Origin of the sequence: Aeromonas simiae (assembly GCF_000820125.1) — a bacterium.
GTDB classification, from domain to species: domain Bacteria; phylum Pseudomonadota; class Gammaproteobacteria; order Enterobacterales; family Aeromonadaceae; genus Aeromonas; species Aeromonas simiae.
The window spans coordinates 465-1143 of record NZ_CDBY01000040.1; the positions used below are offsets into that span (position 1 = coordinate 465).

The following is a 679-nucleotide window of genomic DNA, read 5'->3' on the forward strand; positions in this document are numbered from 1 at the left end:
AAGGTGAGCCTGGCGCTGGCGTTTGGCCGCACCCGCCTCTACGGCCCCTACCTGGGCGATCTCGGCTCGCTCGCCATGCAGCAGGAGTTCGAGACCCAGCTCGCCCTCTACCGGGATCTCTACCGTTTCCGCCCGGCCCTGCTCGCCTGCGACGACCACCCCGGCTACGACACCTCCCGCTGGGCGCAGACCCAGGCCGACGCGGGGCTGAGCCTGCTCAGGGTGCAGCACCACCATGCCCACCTGCTGGCGGTGATGGCCGAGCACGGCATCACGGGCCCGGTCAACGGCATCGCCTTCGACGGCACCGGGCTGGGGGCGGACGGCACCCTCTGGGGCGGCGAGTGGCTGCGCGCCGACGTGCACGGCTGCACCCGGCTGGGCCACCTCAAGCCGTTTCGCCTCATCGGCGGCGAGCAGGCCATCCGCGAGCCGGCCCGGCTGCTGCTGGGCTGGCTGCTCGAGTCGATGAGCCCGGCGGCGATCCGCGCCCTGCGCCTCCCGGCCATCGAGCGGCTCGGTGAGGCGCGTTTTGCCAACCTCTGCCAGCTGTGGCGGCTTGGGCGCAATGCCCCTTACGCCAGCTCGGTCGGGCGCCTGTTCGATGCCCTAGCGGCCCTGCTCGACGTGGTCGAGACCCTCGACTACGAGGGGGAGGCGGGGCTGCTGGTCGAGGGGG

The 679-nt window shown here is 72.6% G+C and carries 1 protein-coding gene; it reads left to right on the forward strand.

Annotated elements, in window-relative coordinates; translation table 11 throughout:
• A partial coding sequence (locus BN1134_RS06965) for a Kae1-like domain-containing protein (protein WP_042046191.1) occupies positions 1-679 on the forward strand: 679 nt, incomplete at both ends.